The 16,581-nt window shown below is 57.5% G+C and carries 17 protein-coding genes, 1 tRNA gene and 1 other RNA gene; 14 read left to right on the forward strand and 5 right to left on the reverse strand.

The genetic code is table 11. The features are described from left to right. The 14 genes from SMC7_RS02440 to ispF all read left to right on the forward strand — a co-directional run. A partial coding sequence (locus tag SMC7_RS02440; RefSeq protein ID WP_119088796.1) for an NAD(P)/FAD-dependent oxidoreductase occupies positions 1-1,396 on the forward strand: 1,396 nt, incomplete at its 5' end. Between the two features lie 22 nt (positions 1,397-1,418). Continuing rightward, positions 1,419-2,303 (forward strand): pyridoxal 5'-phosphate synthase lyase subunit PdxS, encoded by an 885-nt coding sequence (pdxS, locus tag SMC7_RS02445; RefSeq protein WP_119088797.1) that lies wholly within the window; start codon positions 1,419-1,421, stop codon positions 2,301-2,303. A gap of 2 nt (positions 2,304-2,305) precedes the next feature. Then, on the forward strand, positions 2,306-2,896 hold the full coding sequence (gene pdxT, locus SMC7_RS02450; protein WP_119088798.1) for a pyridoxal 5'-phosphate synthase glutaminase subunit PdxT: 591 nt from the start codon (positions 2,306-2,308) through the stop codon (positions 2,894-2,896). Then, positions 2,897-3,652, forward strand: a complete 756-nt coding sequence (locus SMC7_RS02455) for a YebC/PmpR family DNA-binding transcriptional regulator (protein ID WP_119088799.1) — start codon at positions 2,897-2,899, stop codon at positions 3,650-3,652. It abuts the gene before it with no gap. 7 nt (positions 3,653-3,659) lie between these two features. Further along, a complete protein-coding gene (gene ruvC / locus SMC7_RS02460; protein WP_119088800.1) occupies positions 3,660-4,175 on the forward strand; it encodes a crossover junction endodeoxyribonuclease RuvC in 516 nt (171 codons plus the stop codon). Next, positions 4,159-4,752: a Holliday junction branch migration protein RuvA gene (gene ruvA, locus SMC7_RS02465; protein ID WP_165845072.1), complete on the forward strand. Its 594-nt coding sequence runs from the start codon at positions 4,159-4,161 to the stop codon at positions 4,750-4,752. The genes ruvC and ruvA overlap by 17 nt, the downstream gene beginning before the upstream one ends. A gap of 3 nt (positions 4,753-4,755) precedes the next feature. Next, positions 4,756-5,838 carry a Holliday junction branch migration DNA helicase RuvB gene (ruvB, locus tag SMC7_RS02470; RefSeq protein WP_119088802.1) on the forward strand — a complete coding sequence of 361 codons (1,083 nt, stop codon included), beginning with the start codon at positions 4,756-4,758 and terminating at the stop codon, positions 5,836-5,838. Between the two features lie 78 nt (positions 5,839-5,916). Further along, positions 5,917-6,008: transfer RNA gene (locus SMC7_RS02475), tRNA-Ser, on the forward strand. 24 nt (positions 6,009-6,032) lie between these two features. Further along, on the forward strand, positions 6,033-6,812 hold the full coding sequence (locus SMC7_RS02480; RefSeq protein WP_119088803.1) for a type III pantothenate kinase: 780 nt from the start codon (positions 6,033-6,035) through the stop codon (positions 6,810-6,812). Then, positions 6,809-7,801: a tRNA dihydrouridine synthase DusB gene (dusB, locus tag SMC7_RS02485; protein ID WP_119088804.1), complete on the forward strand. Its 993-nt coding sequence runs from the start codon at positions 6,809-6,811 to the stop codon at positions 7,799-7,801. The genes SMC7_RS02480 and dusB overlap by 4 nt, the downstream gene beginning before the upstream one ends. Next, positions 7,791-8,330 (forward strand): transcription elongation factor GreA, encoded by a 540-nt coding sequence (gene greA, locus SMC7_RS02490; RefSeq protein ID WP_165845073.1) that lies wholly within the window; start codon positions 7,791-7,793, stop codon positions 8,328-8,330. The genes dusB and greA overlap by 11 nt, the downstream gene beginning before the upstream one ends. Positions 8,331-8,332: 2 nt before the next feature. Further along, positions 8,333-9,805 carry a lysine--tRNA ligase gene (gene lysS / locus SMC7_RS02495; protein ID WP_207798702.1) on the forward strand — a complete coding sequence of 491 codons (1,473 nt, stop codon included), beginning with the start codon at positions 8,333-8,335 and terminating at the stop codon, positions 9,803-9,805. A gap of 28 nt (positions 9,806-9,833) precedes the next feature. After that, entirely contained in the window at positions 9,834-11,240 is a 1,407-nt protein-coding gene (locus tag SMC7_RS02500) for an AAA family ATPase (protein WP_165845074.1), read from the forward strand. After that, complete coding sequence (gene ispF / locus SMC7_RS02505) at positions 11,237-12,424, forward strand: 2-C-methyl-D-erythritol 2,4-cyclodiphosphate synthase (RefSeq protein ID WP_119088808.1); 1,188 nt, start codon at positions 11,237-11,239, stop codon at positions 12,422-12,424. Before SMC7_RS02500 ends, ispF begins: the two co-directional genes overlap by 4 nt. A gap of 13 nt (positions 12,425-12,437) precedes the next feature. Here ispF and ffs read toward each other — a convergent pair. From ffs to SMC7_RS02530, 5 genes are all read right to left on the reverse strand, one after another. Further along, positions 12,438-12,702: signal recognition particle sRNA large type (gene ffs, locus SMC7_RS02510), an RNA gene on the reverse strand. A 43-nt stretch (positions 12,703-12,745) separates the two neighbouring features. Continuing rightward, on the reverse strand, positions 12,746-13,795 hold the full coding sequence (locus SMC7_RS02515) for a PEGA domain-containing protein (protein WP_165845075.1): 1,050 nt from the start codon (positions 13,793-13,795) through the stop codon (positions 12,746-12,748). A gap of 13 nt (positions 13,796-13,808) precedes the next feature. After that, complete coding sequence (gene tmk, locus SMC7_RS02520) at positions 13,809-14,417, reverse strand: dTMP kinase (protein WP_119088810.1); 609 nt, start codon at positions 14,415-14,417, stop codon at positions 13,809-13,811. Further along, on the reverse strand, positions 14,417-15,949 hold the full coding sequence (locus tag SMC7_RS02525; RefSeq protein WP_119088811.1) for a R3H domain-containing nucleic acid-binding protein: 1,533 nt from the start codon (positions 15,947-15,949) through the stop codon (positions 14,417-14,419). The genes tmk and SMC7_RS02525 overlap by 1 nt, the downstream gene beginning before the upstream one ends. Continuing rightward, a complete protein-coding gene (locus SMC7_RS02530) occupies positions 15,913-16,575 on the reverse strand; it encodes a deoxynucleoside kinase (RefSeq protein WP_165845076.1) in 663 nt (220 codons plus the stop codon). The genes SMC7_RS02525 and SMC7_RS02530 overlap by 37 nt, the downstream gene beginning before the upstream one ends. Between the last annotated feature and the right edge of the window lie 6 nt (positions 16,576-16,581).

Consider the following 16,581-nt stretch of genomic DNA (forward strand, 5'->3'; position numbering starts at 1 on the left):
CGGGCGCGCAACGATGATTGTATCCCATTTCCCCCGGTTGGCAAGAAGAACAGTGAGGATTGCTGAGCAACGTGGCAGTAGTGACGCGCACAAATCTGTTATAATCTACCTGTCGATGGAAACAAGAGCTGAGGTCTGTGTCATAGGTGGTGGTGCCGCCGGGATGCTGGCGGCATTGTCTGCCGCAAGGTACCTCAAAGTCTCTGGCCACGGTGGCTCGGTCCTCATCCTGGAACGGAATCGGGTGCTGGGCAGGAAGCTGGCCATCACGGGCAAGGGCAGGGCAAATGTGACCAATACGCGTTCACTGGACGAGTTTGTCCAAGCTTTCGGCCCTTCCGGCCGATTCCTCTACCCGGCTTTCGAGTCCTTTTTCTCCGATGACCTTGTCGCTTTTTTTGCCGAAGCCGGCCTGCAACTCAAGACGGAGCGGGGTGGTCGAGTGTTCCCTGTGACGGACAAGGCGCAGGATGTTGTCCAGGCTCTCGGGCTGCTGCTCGTGCGAGACGGTGTTGATATCGTCTACTCGGCTCGGGTCCGAAGTATCGATGCCGGGTCCAGGGGTTGGACGATCGGTTTGGAGTCTGGTGGATTGTTGCACTGCCGGGCCGTGGTCGTGGCCACAGGTGGAAAATCGTATCCTGGTACAGGGTCGACGGGAGACGGATATCAGCTTCTTGAGCGCGTGGGCCATCACCCCGGTCGCTTGGTGCCTGGCCTGGTTTCCCTGCACTGTCCCGAGAAGTGGCTGAGAGAACTTGCGGGGATTTCGCTCGAAGGCGTCGCTGTGGAGGCGTGGGTTGGCCCTAAGTTGCTGGCTCGAAGGCAGGGAGAAGTCATGATAACGGATCGAGGCATTGGGGGTCCGGCCGTCCTGTCGCTGAGCCTGGCCGTCACACCGGCTCTGGCCGAGAGCCAGGCTGTCGTTTTGTGCATGGACCTGCGGCCCGAGAAGACGTTGGACCAAGAGCTTCACGAGATCGAAGCTTGCGGGAATGCCGATGAGATCCTGGTGAATGTCTCGAGGTTTCTTCCGAAGCGGATGGCGCTTGAGCTGATGCGTATGTGGGGCCTTGAAGGGAAGGGCAGCACACCGTTACCCAGGAAAACCCTTGCAGCAATCGCTCGATCAGTCAAGGGAGTGGAGCTGAGATGCACAGGGGCCGACCCTCTCGCCTCCGCGATCATCACGCAGGGGGGAGTACCTCTGCGAGAGATTGACCCGCGAACCATGGGATCGAGACTCGTTCCCGGATTGTTCATTGCAGGCGAGCTTCTGGACCTGCAGGCTGTCACCGGTGGCTATAATCTGCAGGCAGCTTTCTCGACCGGATTTCTCGCCGGAAGGTGTGCGGCCGAATACGTTGCCAAATCACCAAATGACAGTAAACTTTAAGGGTTGAAGAGGTGACACTGACATGGCTGAAATCGGAACGACCAAGGTAAAGCGTGGTTTGGCAGAGATGTTCAAGGGTGGCGTCATCATGGACGTGACGACGGTCGACCAGGCGAAGATTGCCGAAGAAGCCGGTGCAGTGTCAGTGATGGCACTCGAACGGATTCCGGCCGATATTCGCAAGGAAGGTGGCGTCGCAAGGGCGGCTGATCCAGGGCTTGTCGAACAGATCATGGATGCCGTCTCGATTCCCGTCATGGCCAAAGTACGCATCGGACACATCTCCGAAGCACGGATACTGGAGTATATGGGCGTCGACTTCATTGACGAGAGTGAAGTGCTGACTCCTGCTGATGTCACCTATCATATCGACAAGTGGCAGTTCAAGATCCCCTTCGTGTGCGGAGCGCGCAATCTGGGCGAGGCACTGCGGCGTGTCAGCGAGGGAGCTGCGATGATCAGGACGAAGGGCGAGCCGGGCACCGGAGACGTTTCTGAGGCGGTCACGCACATGCGAGCGGTCATGAACGAGGTTCGCAAGGTGCAATCGATGCTTGAGGATGAACTCGTGGTCGAAGCGAAGGATCTTGGGGTCAATGTTGAGCTACTGCGCGAAGTGCGTACACTGGGACGTCTTCCCGTGGTCAACTTTGCAGCGGGGGGCATTGCTACCCCGGCCGACGCGGCACTCATGATGACGCTCGGGGCCGATGGTGTGTTTGTGGGTTCTGGCATTTTCAAGAGTTCGGATCCGCTTCCGAGAGCAAAAGCCATCGTGGCGGCAACGACCTACTGGGAGGATCCCAAGGTGCTCTCTGAGGTAAGCAAGGGCTTGAAGGCAGGTATGCCAGGCATAGACGCACGCACGCTTGTCGAGCTCGATAAGATGCAGGTGAGGGATAACTAGAGGTGGTCATTGGCGTCCTCGCTCTTCAGGGCGATTTTCGAGAACACGCTAGCATGGCGCGGTTCCTTGGCGTGGAGGTCCGTCTCGTCCGTCTCCCCGAGGAAGTCGGATTGGTGGATGGGCTGATCATCCCGGGAGGCGAAAGTACGACCATGGGGAAGCTCATGGTCAAGTACGGAGTGGATCGAGCTATCGTCGACCGTTTCAACGCAGGCAAACTGGCGATCTATGGCACATGCGCAGGAATGATCGTTTTGGCCCGGGATATTGAGGGAAGCCAGGCACAGCCTCACCTGGGACTTCTGGATGTGACTGTTCAGCGGAATGCGTTTGGGCGTCAGAAAGAGTCGAGCGAGGAAGATCTGGAAGTCCAGGGACTGGACACGCCATTGCATGTGCTGTTCATTCGAGCGCCGGTGATCGTCCGGACAGGATCTTCTGTAGAGGTACTGGCAAGGGTAACACAGGGGCCGGTCTATGTGCAGCAGGGAAGGCTCCTTGCTTCTTCGTTCCATCCGGAGCTTGGAAGCGATACGAGGGTACATGAACATTTTCTGCGATTGGCAGAACAGAGTTCAAATCAGGAGGTCTAGATGTCTGGGCATTCCAAGTGGCACAATATTCAGGCCAAGAAGGGCGTAGAAGACGCCAAGCGCGGTCGTGCTTTCACCAAGATTACTCGTGAGATCATTATCGCGGCGAAGGCGGGCGGCGGGAGCACCGACACAAATACGCGGTTGAGAGCGGCCGTAGAAAAGGCCAAGTCAGCAGGTATGCCTAATGACAATGTCAAGAAGGCAATCATGCGCGGAACTGGAGAGATGGAGGGTATCAGCTATGAGGAGACCACATACGAAGGTTATGGTCCCAATGGTACCGCATTCATCATCCAGGCCTCGACTGACAACAAGAACCGCACGACGTCGGAAATCAGAAGGATCCTCTCTCAGCACGGTGGTGCTATGGGGGAGAACGGATCTGTCAGCTGGGGCTTCGAGCGGAAGGGTTCGTTGGAAATCGATCCGGCTGACAAGGGATACGACGATCTGTTCATGATTGCAGTGGACAGCGGCGCAGAGGACCTCAAGCAGGACGAGGAGACAACGACCGTCGTCTCCGGACCTGAGGATGTCTATAAGGTGCGCCAGGCTCTCGAGGCTGCCGGGATTGTCGTGAAGTCGGCATCTCTCACCATGATTCCCAAGACCCTTGTTGCCGTCGCCATTGACGATGCGCGAAAAATCGCGCGGCTGGAGGAAGCGCTGGACGAACACGATGACGTCAGCGACTACTTCTCCAACTATGAAATGAGCGACGAGATTATCAAGCTGCTGGAGCAGGAAAGCTAGAGACTGTATGCTTACTCTGGGAATCGATCCCGGACTGGCACGTATTGGCTACGGTGTCGTCTCGTCAGACGGCGACACCGTAGCCCTTCTTGACTATGGGTGCCTGGAGACCCATCCTGGTACGCCATATCCGGACAGGCTCAAGTACATCTATGACAGCGTCCGCCGACTCGTCCGCAGGTACAAGCCGGATGCAGTGGCGCTCGAGTCTCTGTTCTTCTTTCGAAACGCCCGTACGGTCATGAAGGTCAGTGAGGCGCGTGGAGTCATTGTCCTTGCCATCGGCACATGTCATGTTCCTGCGTTCGAGTACACCCCTCAGCAGGTGAAGCAGGCCGTCTCATCATATGGCATGGAGAGCAAGAAGAACGTGGAGATTGCTGTGCGCCAGATTCTTGGTGTCGAGGAGCATATTACACCTGACGACACAGCGGATGCAATTGCTATCGCCCTCTGCCATACGTTCACGGGGGCCTATCGCGAGGCAGTTCTGGCGGAGGAAACCGATGATTGCTCTGATTAGGGGGACCGTATATCGCAGATTGGATTCCGCCGTCATCGTTCTTGTCGGCGACATCGGGTATGAGGTAAGAGTGGTGGATCCCACGATGTTCGAAGTGGGGGAAGAGGTCGAACTGCGGACATACCATGTCGTCAAGGAAGACCGGCAGGAGCTCTACGGTTTTGTCGAACAGCTGGACTATGAAGTTTTTGCCGACTTGGTCGAGCATGTTCCGGGCGTCGGCGCCAAGACCGCCCTGAGCCTTCTGCGTGCTGCACCTGCGTCTCGCCTCATCGAAGCAGTGCGGGAACAGAATGTTGGGTTACTCACTTCGGCGCCCGGCGTAGGGAAGAGAAATGCCGAGCGTATCCTCATCGAGTTGCGTCCGATCGTCAACCGCAAGTACGCTGAGTTTCTGTCTGTGGAGGGGATGACAGGAACCGAACCCACCGTCCTGGCAGAGGTGGAGATGGCGCTCCGGTCTCTCGGATACTCACAACGAGAGATCAGTGGGTCTCTCCGGGAGCTTGGCGCTACGAAGGACCGTTCGGCTGAGGAACTCGTGAGTGATGCCTTGCAGCTTCTTTCGAGGAAATAGGGTATGGCAGCCGGCGAGGAGAAGCGCGTACGTCGGAAAGCACCTGTCACTCAAGCCCCACTGTCGTCCGGGAAGCCCGAGGGTGACGCGGTGGGCTCGACGTTGCGGCCACGACGTCTCGAGGATTTCATAGGACAGGAGCAACTGCGGAACAACCTGGACATTTTCATCAAGGCCGCACGTAGCCGCAATGAGCCGCTGGACCACTGCCTGCTCTACGGCCCTCCTGGTCTGGGCAAGACAACACTCTCGCAGATCATTGCTGCGGAGCTTGGTGTGCGATTCAAGTTCACGAGTGGACCGGCACTCACGCGGGCGGGCGATCTTGCCAGCATCCTGGTATCGCTCAGGGAGCGGGATGTGCTGTTTATCGACGAGATTCATCGTCTGCCTCCCGCGGTGGAAGAATCTCTGTATTCTGCCATGGAGGATTTTCGACTGCCCATCATCCTGGGGAAGGGGCCAAGTGCCAAGATAATGACGATATCCCTCAAACCGTTCACTCTTATCGGAGCGACCACCCGGTTTGGCATGCTGTCCGCCCCTCTTCGTGACAGGTTCGGCATCGTCATGCGCATGGATCCGTACAATGAGGAAGAATTGACCCAGATCATTGCCAATGCCGCCTGCCGCCTTGATACGGTTGTGGAGCCGGCTGCTGCCACACGCATTGCCGGTCGCTCACGCGGCATCCCTCGCATAGCGCTTCGGAACCTGAAACGCATCAGAGACTACCTGGCATACGCGGGGGCTTCGGTCGTCGATGTCAAGCTGGTCGACGAGGCTTTTTCACAGCTCAACATCGACAAGTATGGCCTGCTGGACATCGATCGGAGGCTCCTTGCCGCTATCGATGAGAAATTCAGAGGTGGCCCTGTGGGGCTCGACAGCCTGGCTTCTGCGATCAGTGAAGACCCCGAGACGGTGTCCGTCGTCATCGAGCCGTATCTGGTGCAGTTGAATTTCATCGCGCGGACATCGCAGGGACGCGTCATAACGGACCTTGGCCGGCGATATCTGAAGGGTCATGACGGTGTCTCGGGTGATGGGGAAGATGGGCTGTTCAGACATCTGCGAAGGCTCTGACCCTTGATAATGTGCGCGAAGCCGGTATAATTAGCTAGAGCCCGTGCAATAGTGCGGGTTTGTCAGTTTCCAAAGCACGGAGAGATGGCCGAGTGGCTGAAGGCACTCGCCTGCTAAGCGAGTGGGTGGCTAATACCGCCTCCCGGGTCCAAATCCCGGTCTCTCCGCCATTCTGGTTTTGAAGGTGCGCCACCATGCTTCTTGCCATTGATGTCGGGAACACCAACATAGTCTGTGGCCTCTTCGACGGTACTGTTCTGCGCGATAGTTGGCGCCTGACGACCGATAGGGGCAAGACTGCCGATGAATACAGCGTGTTCATTCGCAGTCTGTTTCAGTTCTCCGATGTCCAGCTGGGGGACGTAGAGTCTGTCGTCCTGGCTTCTGTTGTCCCGCCGCTTACGCCAATCATGCGCCGCCTCGTCGATCGTATGTTTCATGTCCAACCCCTCGTGATCTCGACGGCACTCAACACCAATATCACCTGGGAGGTCGAGTCTCCATCCGAGATGGGGGCCGACCGTATTGCTGATTGTGTCGGCGGGTATATGAAATATGGGGGACCCTGCATCATTATCGACCTCGGGACTGCGACGACGTTCAACTTTGTCAGCGGCGATGGAAGGTATCTTGGGGGATCCATAGCACCCGGTCTTCTCAATTCCAGCGAATCCCTGTTCACCAAGACGGCCAAGTTGCCCCGTATCGAGCTTGAGCGTCCCGCAACAAGCCTCGGAATTGACACGATTACGCAGATGCAGGTTGGTGTCGTCTGGGGCATGGTTTTCATGGTCGACGGCATGATCCAGCGTATCCGTCGGGACGCGGGTTGTCCAGATGCCAGAGTAATCCTGACGGGGGGACTGTCGAGTGTAGTGGTCCCTGGCTTGCAGACAACGTGCGTACATGACCCGAATCTCACGCTCGATGGCTTGCGAATCCTCTTTGAGTTGAACAGGAACAGGACCGAGTGAACATAGGGCTGCTGAAGCTCGATGGGCGCGCCTTTCTTGCGCCCCTTGCGGGATATGGCGATAGTCCCTTTCGCATTCTATGCAGACACTATGGCGCAGCCATGGTCTACACAGAGATGGTTTCGTCCCTCGGCATCAAGTTCAACAACACCAAGACATTCGGGATGCTGGTGTTCGACCCTGTTGAGCACCCTGTCGACTTCCAGATATTTGGGGCTCGACCTGATGCAATGGCACAAGCTGCAGAGGTTCTGGCGAAGGCAGGGGTCGATGCCATCGACATCAACATGGGGTGTCCCGAGCCAAAAATCGTGAAGACGGGTGCCGGATCAGCGTTGTTGAGAGATCTTTCTCTTATCGATGCAATCACGTCGGCCGTTGTGCGAGCGACGCGGCTGCCGGTTACAGTGAAAATACGCAAGGGATTCCTGCTCGACAATAACGTTGCCGAGGAAATCCTGGCCATTTGTGAGAAGAACGGTGTGGCAGCCCTTGCGATTCACGGCAGTACCGCTGTGCAGGGACGCTCGGGCTCGAAGGACTGGGATGTTATCGCTGAAGCAAAGGCGAAGGCGACCATACCAATCATTGCGAACGGAGGCGTCAAGAAGGCTGAGGACGCCAAGAGGTTTCTCGACTACACTAAAGCTGATTACGTGATGATAGGGCGGGCGGCTCTTGGAAATCCGTGGGTCTTCGAGCAGATCAACGATGTTCTGGGTGGCAGGAGTCCTCGCGAGCCCGGAGTTGACGAGCGGTTCAGGGTCATGCAGGAGCATGTCGACCGTGAGGTCGCTCTCAAGGGTGAGGTCATTGGAGTCAAGGAGATGCGCAAGCACCTCGCTTTCTACTTCAGGGGCCTCCCTGAGGCGACGACGTATCGAGGGCGGATCAATCAGGTGAAGGAAGCAGACCAGCTGAAGAAGCTGTTGAATGAGTACCGTGCGCTGTGCACGGGTGCCAGCGAGGAGGTTCACCATGATGCATGACGAAGAAGAGCATTTCGACGAAGAGATTGAAATCACCAATGTGCGTGAAGATGAGGAAGAGAAGTTATACATCAGCCCCTCTCAGCACAAGAAGATGCTTGAGGAGCTCGACAGGCTGAAGACCAAGGAGCGCCTTCGGATCGCAGAGCGTATCAAGGAAGCCAAAGGGTTCGGTGATCTCTCGGAGAATGCCGAATACGAAGAGGCCAAGAAGGAGCAGGCGTTCATCGAGGGAACCATCATGGACGTCGAACGTCAGCTCGAGCACTCCGTGGTCGTCGAACCAGGCGATACGGGCACCGGCGAAGTTCACATGGGCTGCAAGGTTCAGGTACTCGACGTGGAGACTGCCAAGACTCGCTGGTTTACCATCGTCGGCAATCTTGAAGCCGATCCAATGGAAGGTCACATTTCCATTGATAGTCCAGTGGGCAAGGCCCTCGTGGGGAAGCGCGAGAAGGAGACCGTTGCGGTGCGTATCCCTAAGGGTCGCGTCTCCTACAGGATTCTCTCCATCGAGAAGGTATAGTCGTGCTGGAACTCAACGAGGTTGAGCAGAGCCGCAAGGACAAGATTGGGGAGCTTCGCGAACAAGGAATCGACCCATTCGGGCACAGTTTTGGGGACGCACTTGCGACAGCCTACATCGCGGAGCACTTTGATGAGCTGGGAGACAGGACGATTCGTGCAAGAGGACGCGTCATGGCTGTTCGTGGCCATGGGAAGGCGTGTTTCCTCGTGTTGGCGGACATGTCCGGGCGGATCCAGCTATATGTGCGTTCTGACGACCTCAAAGAGCCTGCCTATGACTGGTTCAAGAAGTATATCGATTCCGGTGACATCATTGGGGTCGAGGGAACACTGTTCGTAACGAAGACCAGAGAGAAGACCATCGCCGTCGCACGGCTGTGGGTTCTGTCGAAGGCGATCCGTACGTTGCCTGAGAAGTTTCATGGCCTCACGGATGTCGAAATCCGTTATCGCCAGCGGTACGTCGACCTCATGGTCAACCCCGAGGTTCGAGACGCTTTTGAGAAGAGATCTCGTATGGTTTCGCATATCCGGACATATCTGACGGAGCGAGGGTATCTTGAGGTCGAGACTCCGATGCTTCAACCGATCGCAGGTGGTGCAACTGCGCGTCCGTTCGTGACCCATCACAATGCACTTGATCAGGATCTGTTCCTGCGCATTGCTCCGGAATTGTACCTGAAGAGGCTTCTGGTCGGCGGTTTCGAGAAAGTCTTCGAGATCAACCGGAGTTTCAGAAACGAGGGCATCGACACGGTTCACAACCCGGAGTTTACGATGATGGAACTGTATGAAGCCTATTCAGACCTTGATGGTATGATGAGCCTGACCGAGAACCTCATCCTTGATCTGGTCGAGAAGGTCACGAGTATGTCGCAAGTGCATATGGGCGAGCGGCTGATCAACTTCACCCGGCCATTTGCACGGACCACGTTCGACGAGGCCATGCAGAAGTACGCAGGCGTCAGTCTGGAAGAGTTGCGCGATGATGGGCTGGCGCGTCGCAAGATCGCAGAATTCGGCATTCACATGGACAAGTCGTTCGAATATGCCAACGTCGTGAATGAGGTGTTCGACAAGATGGTTGAGCCCAACTTCATCGACCCGACGTTTGTGCGTGACTATCCCGTGGAAATCTCTCCACTTGCCAAGCGCATGGCGGAACAGCCGCAGAGAGTCCAGCGCTTCGAGCTTTTTGCCGGCGGGATAGAGCTTGCCAATGCCTTCACCGAACTCAACGACCCCATGGACCAGGAAGAAAGGTTTACGCAGCAGGTTGCTGCGAAAGCCAGGGGCGATGACGAAAGCCAATCCATGGATTTCGACTACGTGCGTGCGCTGCAGTATGGCATGCCGCCTGCGGGTGGATTGGGCATTGGTATCGACAGGCTGGTCATGCTTCTGCTCGGCGTGGAGTCTATTCGTGAGGTTATTCTGTTCCCTCAGCTGAAGCGAAGGGAGTCACAGGACTGACGTTCTTGTCTCGACACAGGAGGGCATGATGGCGAAGCCCCAGGTACAGTATAGGTGCAGCGAGTGTGGACATATCAGTGTCTCGAAACTCGGAAAGTGCCCCGAGTGCGGGGTCTGGGGCTCCTTTGTTGAGGATGTTCCTGAAATCGAGGTCACAGCGCGGCCAGCCTCGAGAGTGCCGATTTCCGGGATACTGCCCGCCGAGGCGGATCTGGACGTCGCAGTGGAGAATGTCCAGCCTGAGCAGCGCATGACGACTGACATCGAACCGTGGGACGAAGTATTGGGAGGTGGCCTGGTAGTCGGTTCTGCCGTCCTTGTGGGAGGGGAACCTGGCATCGGAAAGTCGACACTTGTCCTGCAGGCGGCAACTGCTCTGGGACAACATGGAAAGGTACTGTACGTGAGCGGTGAGGAGTCTCGCTCTCAAATCCTCGGGCGCGTTCGGCGACTGGGGCTGGACCCGAAGAATCTTCTCCTTGCCACCACCAATTCGCTTGCTGATGCGCTGGCCATGGCTGACCGAGCCAGGCCGGTGGCGCTTGTCATGGACTCGCTGCAGTCGTTCTCGACGGAGGAGGATTTCTTCGGATCCGGTACGCCGGCTCAACTGAAGATCACTGCTGCTGCCATCGCCGGGTTCTCCAAGAAGTCTGGAGTGGCAGCGCTGATCATCGGGCACGTGACCAAAGACGGGACGATTGCGGGTCCCAAGTACGTGGAGCATCTGGTCGACGCTGTCCTCTACATGGAGGGAGACCGATTTGGTGCTTACCGACTGCTGAGGTCGGGGAAGAACCGCTACGGCAGGAGTGGGGAGACCGGGTTCTTCGAGATGACCTCAACAGGGCTCGTACCCATTTCCGATCCGTCGAGCGCGTTTGTGACCGACGTACACAACCTTCAGCCAGGGTCCGTGGTGGTTCCTGCAGCCCAGGGGAGTTTTGCGGTACTCGTGGAGGTGCAGTCTCTGGCCGCTACCAGCTACCTGCCGTCCCCGCGCCGCATTGCGACCGGACTGGACTATGGCAGGCTCATGATCGCGCTGGCGATAATCGAACGCAGAGCGGGCACGAGCGCCGGAGGCAGAGACGTGTACGTCAATATCTCAGGTGATTTTTCGGTTGAGGATCGAGGTATTGATCTGGGCGTCGCCCTGTCGCTGTACAGTGCGATACGCAACGTAGCAATGCGTGATGGGGTCATGCCAATCGCGGAGGTCGGTCTCGCAGGAGACCTGCGCCCCGTGTTCAACTTGCACCGGCGCATCGAGCTGGGGGCACGCATGGGGTTCCGGGAGTTTATCGTGAGCGATAAGGCTCGCGACGACCTTTCGGACCTCCACGGTCTGACGATTCATCGAAAACGCTATGTGAGTGAGGCAATTGCCGCCAGTTTTCCGCGAGTCTCCGATGCCGGAGGCGAGTCGCAGTGAAGGCTGTCAGAGCCCATCGGCCGAGTCTTGCCGCCATTGTCGTGGCGGCTGGAAGTAGTACGCGGTTTGGAAGGGACAAGCTTCTCATGCCTTTCGCGGGGAAACCGCTCATTTGCACTACTTTGGAGGCAGTGTGCCAAGTTCCCGTGCGCCGGCTGGTTCTGGTCTGCAGACCGGACGATCGTGCGAAGATGGAGAAATGTGTCACCCAGGCAGCCCTGCCGCGCCGCGTGCACGTTTTTCTGGCGATCGGAGGCCCAACGCGAGCCGAAAGCGTCCTCAACGGCCTCAAGATGCTTGCAGACAATGGTGTTTCCGGTCAGGACTGGGTTCTGGTCCATGACGGTGCTCGCCCCCTGGTCTGCAGAGCGCTTCTGAAGAGACTGCTCGCGGCCAGAGATACGGGAGACATCGTCGTACCCGTGATTCCGGTGGCCGACTCATTGTGGCGAACGTTGGCAGGCCGGACAAAAGCACTGGACAGGAGAGGGGTCGTTGCCGTACAGACACCTCAGTTCTGCCGAGTGGCGACGCTCCAGTCTGCGTATCTCAACAGTGTGGCTAGTGCATCTTTTGGCGACGAGGCGGCGCTGATCGAGTCAACTGGTGGGCAGGTCGTGACAGTTGAAGGCGACGCCCAGAACATGAAGGTGACGATGTCAGGGGATGCTGAGATTGCCGAGGCAGCATTCAGCGCGAGAGCCAGGACCGTGGTCGGGTTCGGTTACGACGTCCATCGGTTCGTTTCCGCGCGACCGTTGATCCTCGGTGGGACCAGGATTGTCTCGGAACTGGGCCTTGACGGGACATCAGATGCCGACGCCGTCCTGCATGCGGTCATGGACGCTGTCCTCGGATGCGCTGGGGTGGGAGACATCGGCGGCATGTTTCCATCGTCAGACGGGCAGTTCGTTGGAATTGACAGCGCCGTGCTTCTGGGACGCGTCATGGCGGATAGAAGGATTCGCAAGCTGAGGATTATCTCGGCGGACATCACGATTGTCGCTGAGAGGCCGAGGTTGCGGGACTACCAGGTTCCCATGCAGAAGAGACTCGCGCACCTGCTTGGACTTCGGTCGACTGATGTCGATGTCAAGGTGACGGGTAATGATGCGATAGGGTGGATCGGCAGAGGTGAGGGCATAGCCGTCCTCTGTGTTGTGACTGCTCTCCGTCTAAGGTAGGAAGAAGAAAAGGCCGTACGCTGAGCACTTGTTGCGCGTACCCCCGGCGTGGTCGACTGTCTCCGGCTCCAGTTGCATCGGGCCACGGCACATGTTCTACTCAGTACTGTTGCTTCCTTCCGGACCTGGCAGAGTTCAGAGCTTCCCATTGCATGGTGTGCAGCCTTCAACGCCTTTAACGGGGACTGTTTCGGAAATGTGCGTCCCGCATGCCCAGCATGGACCCCGGTGAGCGGATTCCGGGCAACAGGGCACCGCTAGCTCCCCGTCCTGTACGGCTTCAGTAGTATATGCGCTGAGATGTTTCCAGTCAACCTGTCGCTACTGCAACTTTGTGAGGGCGATGGAGAGGCGACTCGTCTCGCCTTTGGACACTGATGCCTCACCTGACCACGGGAGATACCCCGGCAGTTCCAGCTCAACCTCATGCGTGCCCTCTTTCAGCGTGCTGAACGTGAAGGGCGCGATTTGACTCATGGCCTGGCCGTCGATTGTTATTGACGCTCCGGCAGGGTCAGTGGATATGGCCAGCCCGCCAAGCGCAAGGTCGAACTTGTACTGCTTGGTCAGAACGATGCCTTCTTTCACAGAGAGAGTATCTGAGATATCCGTGTTCCCGTCCAGCTTGAGTGTCAAAGCGTAATTACCCACCGGGAATGAGTCGATCTTCAACGGTGTCACGCCGTATGGTTTGCCATCCATAACGACCTGTGCTCCAGTCGGGTCCGACATGATACTCAGCTTCCCAAAGGCCTTTACGAGAGAGAAGTCCTGCGTGCTCTGTGTCGCATCGGAAAGGTCGACAGTGCGCGAGATTGCGGCGTAACCCTTGAGGGAAACGACCAGTGCGTAGTTGCGTGGTTTGAGACCCGCCACCGTCAAAGGTGTGACTCCTTTGGCTGCGCCATCGAGCGCTACTGTTGCGCCGGGCGGGGTAGATGTGACGATCAGTGAGTAGGCAGCGTGTGTCATGTTTGCAATGACCTGCGTTGTGGATCCCCTCACTGCTGTCGTGCTGCTCTTCCAGACTTCCCAGCCAGACAGGCGGATCTGTACCACATGGGTCCCAGGGATCACCCGGGACAGCACGAGCGGCGTCGTTCCGACCTGCTGGTCGTCGAGGAACACGGTGGCTCCCGATGGGAATGATCGGAAGTTCAGGCTGGCTGTCCTTCCCTCGAGAAGCAGGAGGACCGCCGCGGCTGCAACTGCAGCGATCAGTACGAACACGATCCAGATCCTGCTTCTGCGATGGCGCTGTGGGGCGGGGGGGACAGCAGCTCCAGCAGGAGCGTGTGGCGTGCGTGACTCCTGGAGGTTTCCAAGAAGTTCGTCGATGCGGTCAGGTTCACGAGAATGCTGTTCGGACATGTTCATACCTCCGTTATTCCAGCCGTTTCAACACCGCCTTGAGCACATCGCTGAAGACGTCATCCATAGGACGAGCCGCATCGATAGTCACCCACCGTTCCGGCTGGCTTGTGGCCATGTCCAGAAAGGCGTGGCGCACGACGTCGAGGAACAAGCCTCGCTGCTCGATCCGGTCGAGGTCGATCTTCCGGTCGAGGGAAACGCGCGGATCGATATCCAGAAGCAGCGTCAGGTCAGGAACCAAGCCCGAGGTGACGATGTCCATGAGTCGCTCGACTCGTTCTTTGCCGACCTTTCCTGCAATTCCCTGATAGGCGACAGATGAATCTGCAAACCTTTCTCCAATGACGATGTCGCCGCGTTCCAGTGCGGGGTTGATGATCTCATCGATGTCCTGTCTGCGATCGGCCGCGAACAGCAACACTTCAGAGAACAGGGACAGGTTGAGCTCGTCATGCACGAGGATCGTTCGGAGCTTCCGTCCGAGCAATGTTCCTCCCGGCTCGAATGTGTGCGTGACAGGGAATAGTCGCTCCGTCAGCGCCTGCTCGAGCCGCTTGGCCTGTGTGCTCTTGCCGCATCCGTCGATTCCCTCGAATGTAAGAAAGAAGGCGCGCCGCATCACACGGCTCCTGGTGGCCCTTGAGTCGGTTTCATCGTCGGAGAGTACACGACAACATGCCGGAATGGCTCGATGCCTTCGCTCTCACTGAACAGCCCAAGTCGTTCTGCCAGTCTGTGTTGCATCCGCCGCTCGAAGGCATCGGAATATGGCAGTTCACGCGAGGCCGAGGAGACGACGGCTTCGCGCATAAGATGAACCCAGGAAGCATACTGATCCTTATCCACGGACATCGAGTGGATGCGTCTGAGGAGATCCTTGATGGCTGCCAGACTGTTCTTGCTGGTTGTATATAGAGGCAATCCGAGCGCCTCGGCTCGTTCCACAAGAAATGGTTTCTTGGCTGCGAGCGTGTCACTCAGCAACACGATGTCTGCGTCCTCCATCATGCGCGCGACCCGTACGTCGGCATGCAGACTGTGAGAAGCTCGCTCGATATAGCTCTGGCTGACTCCCTGGATGTAGAGTCTGACGCTGGAATCCTGCGTCCATAGCTGCTCGGTGCCACGTTGTGAAGTGGGAACCTCTTCCTGATGAAGAGGTTCGATCAAGAACTCCTTGCCAGCCGTCCTCCTGCGTATCTCGGGTTGCACGTCGAAGCCGCGCAGGACTCTGTCGACAACGTCTGCCAGGTTGCGGTATACGGCCAGGACATCGCGTTCACGCAGTTCAACGAGAACGTCGAACGTGGGAGCAGCCTTACGTTCGAGAACGCTCTTCTGTGTCCCACGGCGCTGTGCTTCTTCATCGCTCAGCGTAACCGTCTGGATACCTCCGAGCAAGTCGATGAGGGTCGGGTTGGTGATAAGGTTGCCCAGATCGTTGCCATGCGCCGTTCCAATGAGCTCGACGCCTCGCTCAGCGATCGTCCGGCATGCCTGCGCCTCTTCGATGCGGCCGATCTCATCTATGACGATGACTTCCGGATTGTGGTTCTCCACGGCTTCGATCATGATGTCGTGCTGCTCTTTGTTGAGCGGCACCTGCATACGGCGAGAAGACCCGACGCCGGGATGGGGAACGTCACCGTCTCCACCGATTTCATTGCTCGTATCGACAATGATGACGCGTTTTTTCAGCGTATCGCTCATGTACCGAGAAGCCTCGCGCAGCAACGTTGTCTTGCCTATGCCCGGTCGGCCCAGTATCAGGATGCTCGACCCTTTCTTGACAAGGTCTTCGATGATCTCGATCTTGCCATATAGGGCGCGCCCGACCCGGCATGTGAGTCCGACCACTTCGTTGTGCCTGTTCCGGATGGCAGAAATGCGATGCAGTGTCTGTTCGATTCCACCCCGGTTGTCGCGGTCGAATTCCCCGACTTTCCGGACGATGAAGTCAATGTCCCCCTTCGTGACCCTGCCCTTGCTGAGGGGAACGAAGTCGAATTCGAACCGAGCTTCAGGAACACGTCCAAGGTCCAGCACGACCTCGACGAGCTCGTCGAATCGCTCGATCCGCTCCAGCGCCTCCTGAAGAGGTTCGGGGAAGATGCTCAGGAATGCCTGGGTATCGTAGTCGTGTGCTGCCATGTCAGTCCTTTCTGCAGAAGCGCTTCAGCAATGCGGTCGGTAACCTTCTCATACTCGCCGAAGAGGCTGAACAGATCAAGGTCGTCTGTATCGATGGTGATCAGAGGTGCGCGCAGAAACGAGTTTGCCCATGCATCATAGCGTTCATTGAGTTTCCGAAGATAGGAAGAGGGCAAGGACTTCTCGAACGAACGCCCCCGTGACTGTATGCGTCGCGAGAGTGTCCTTGTGGATGCACGGAGATAGACGACGAGGTCGGGTACCGGAAGGTTCTCCAGCAGGTACTCGTAGAGTTGCAGATAGATCTGGTATTCGACGCGGGACAGCGCCGTACGGGCGAATATCTCCGCGTCTTCGTACAGGGTGCGGTCTACGATCTTGGCATGATTCAGGGCGTAGGCTTCCTTGAACAGTCTCACTCGTTGCGTGAGGAAGAAGAGTTGTGACTGGAATCCCCATCGCTTGGGATCATCATAGTAGAGCTTGAGGAAGGGGTTCTGTTTGACCGGCTCGGGGAGGAGAGCAAGCGCCCACTTGTCGGCCAGATGACGAGTCAGGGTGGACTTTCCGACGCCGATGTTGCCGGCGATGGCAAGGAACAGGGGACGGTCGGCGCTGGCTGTCATGGGCTG

The sequence above is a fragment of the Candidatus Cryosericum terrychapinii genome (assembly GCF_003570925.1).
Taxonomy (GTDB): domain Bacteria; phylum Caldisericota; class Caldisericia; order Cryosericales; family Cryosericaceae; genus Cryosericum; species Cryosericum terrychapinii.

Coding starts and splice junctions, on each gene's coding strand:
- tmk (WP_119088810.1), bottom strand. CDS start 14,417: ATGCGGCGCGCCTTCTTTCTTACATTCGAGGGAATCGACGGATGCGGC.
- SMC7_RS02500 (WP_165845074.1), top strand. CDS start 9,834: ATGGCGAAGCCCCAGGTACAGTATAGGTGCAGCGAGTGTGGACATATC.
- SMC7_RS02455 (WP_119088799.1), top strand. CDS start 2,897: ATGTCTGGGCATTCCAAGTGGCACAATATTCAGGCCAAGAAGGGCGTA.
- ruvB (WP_119088802.1), top strand. CDS start 4,756: ATGGCAGCCGGCGAGGAGAAGCGCGTACGTCGGAAAGCACCTGTCACT.
- SMC7_RS02525 (WP_119088811.1), bottom strand. CDS start 15,949: ATGGCAGCACACGACTACGATACCCAGGCATTCCTGAGCATCTTCCCC.
- greA (WP_165845073.1), top strand. CDS start 7,791: ATGATGCATGACGAAGAAGAGCATTTCGACGAAGAGATTGAAATCACC.
- ruvC (WP_119088800.1), top strand. CDS start 3,660: ATGCTTACTCTGGGAATCGATCCCGGACTGGCACGTATTGGCTACGGT.
- SMC7_RS02515 (WP_165845075.1), bottom strand. CDS start 13,795: ATGTCCGAACAGCATTCTCGTGAACCTGACCGCATCGACGAACTTCTT.
- pdxS (WP_119088797.1), top strand. CDS start 1,419: ATGGCTGAAATCGGAACGACCAAGGTAAAGCGTGGTTTGGCAGAGATG.
- SMC7_RS02480 (WP_119088803.1), top strand. CDS start 6,033: ATGCTTCTTGCCATTGATGTCGGGAACACCAACATAGTCTGTGGCCTC.
- SMC7_RS02530 (WP_165845076.1), bottom strand. CDS start 16,575: ATGACAGCCAGCGCCGACCGTCCCCTGTTCCTTGCCATCGCCGGCAAC.
- ruvA (WP_165845072.1), top strand. CDS start 4,159: ATGATTGCTCTGATTAGGGGGACCGTATATCGCAGATTGGATTCCGCC.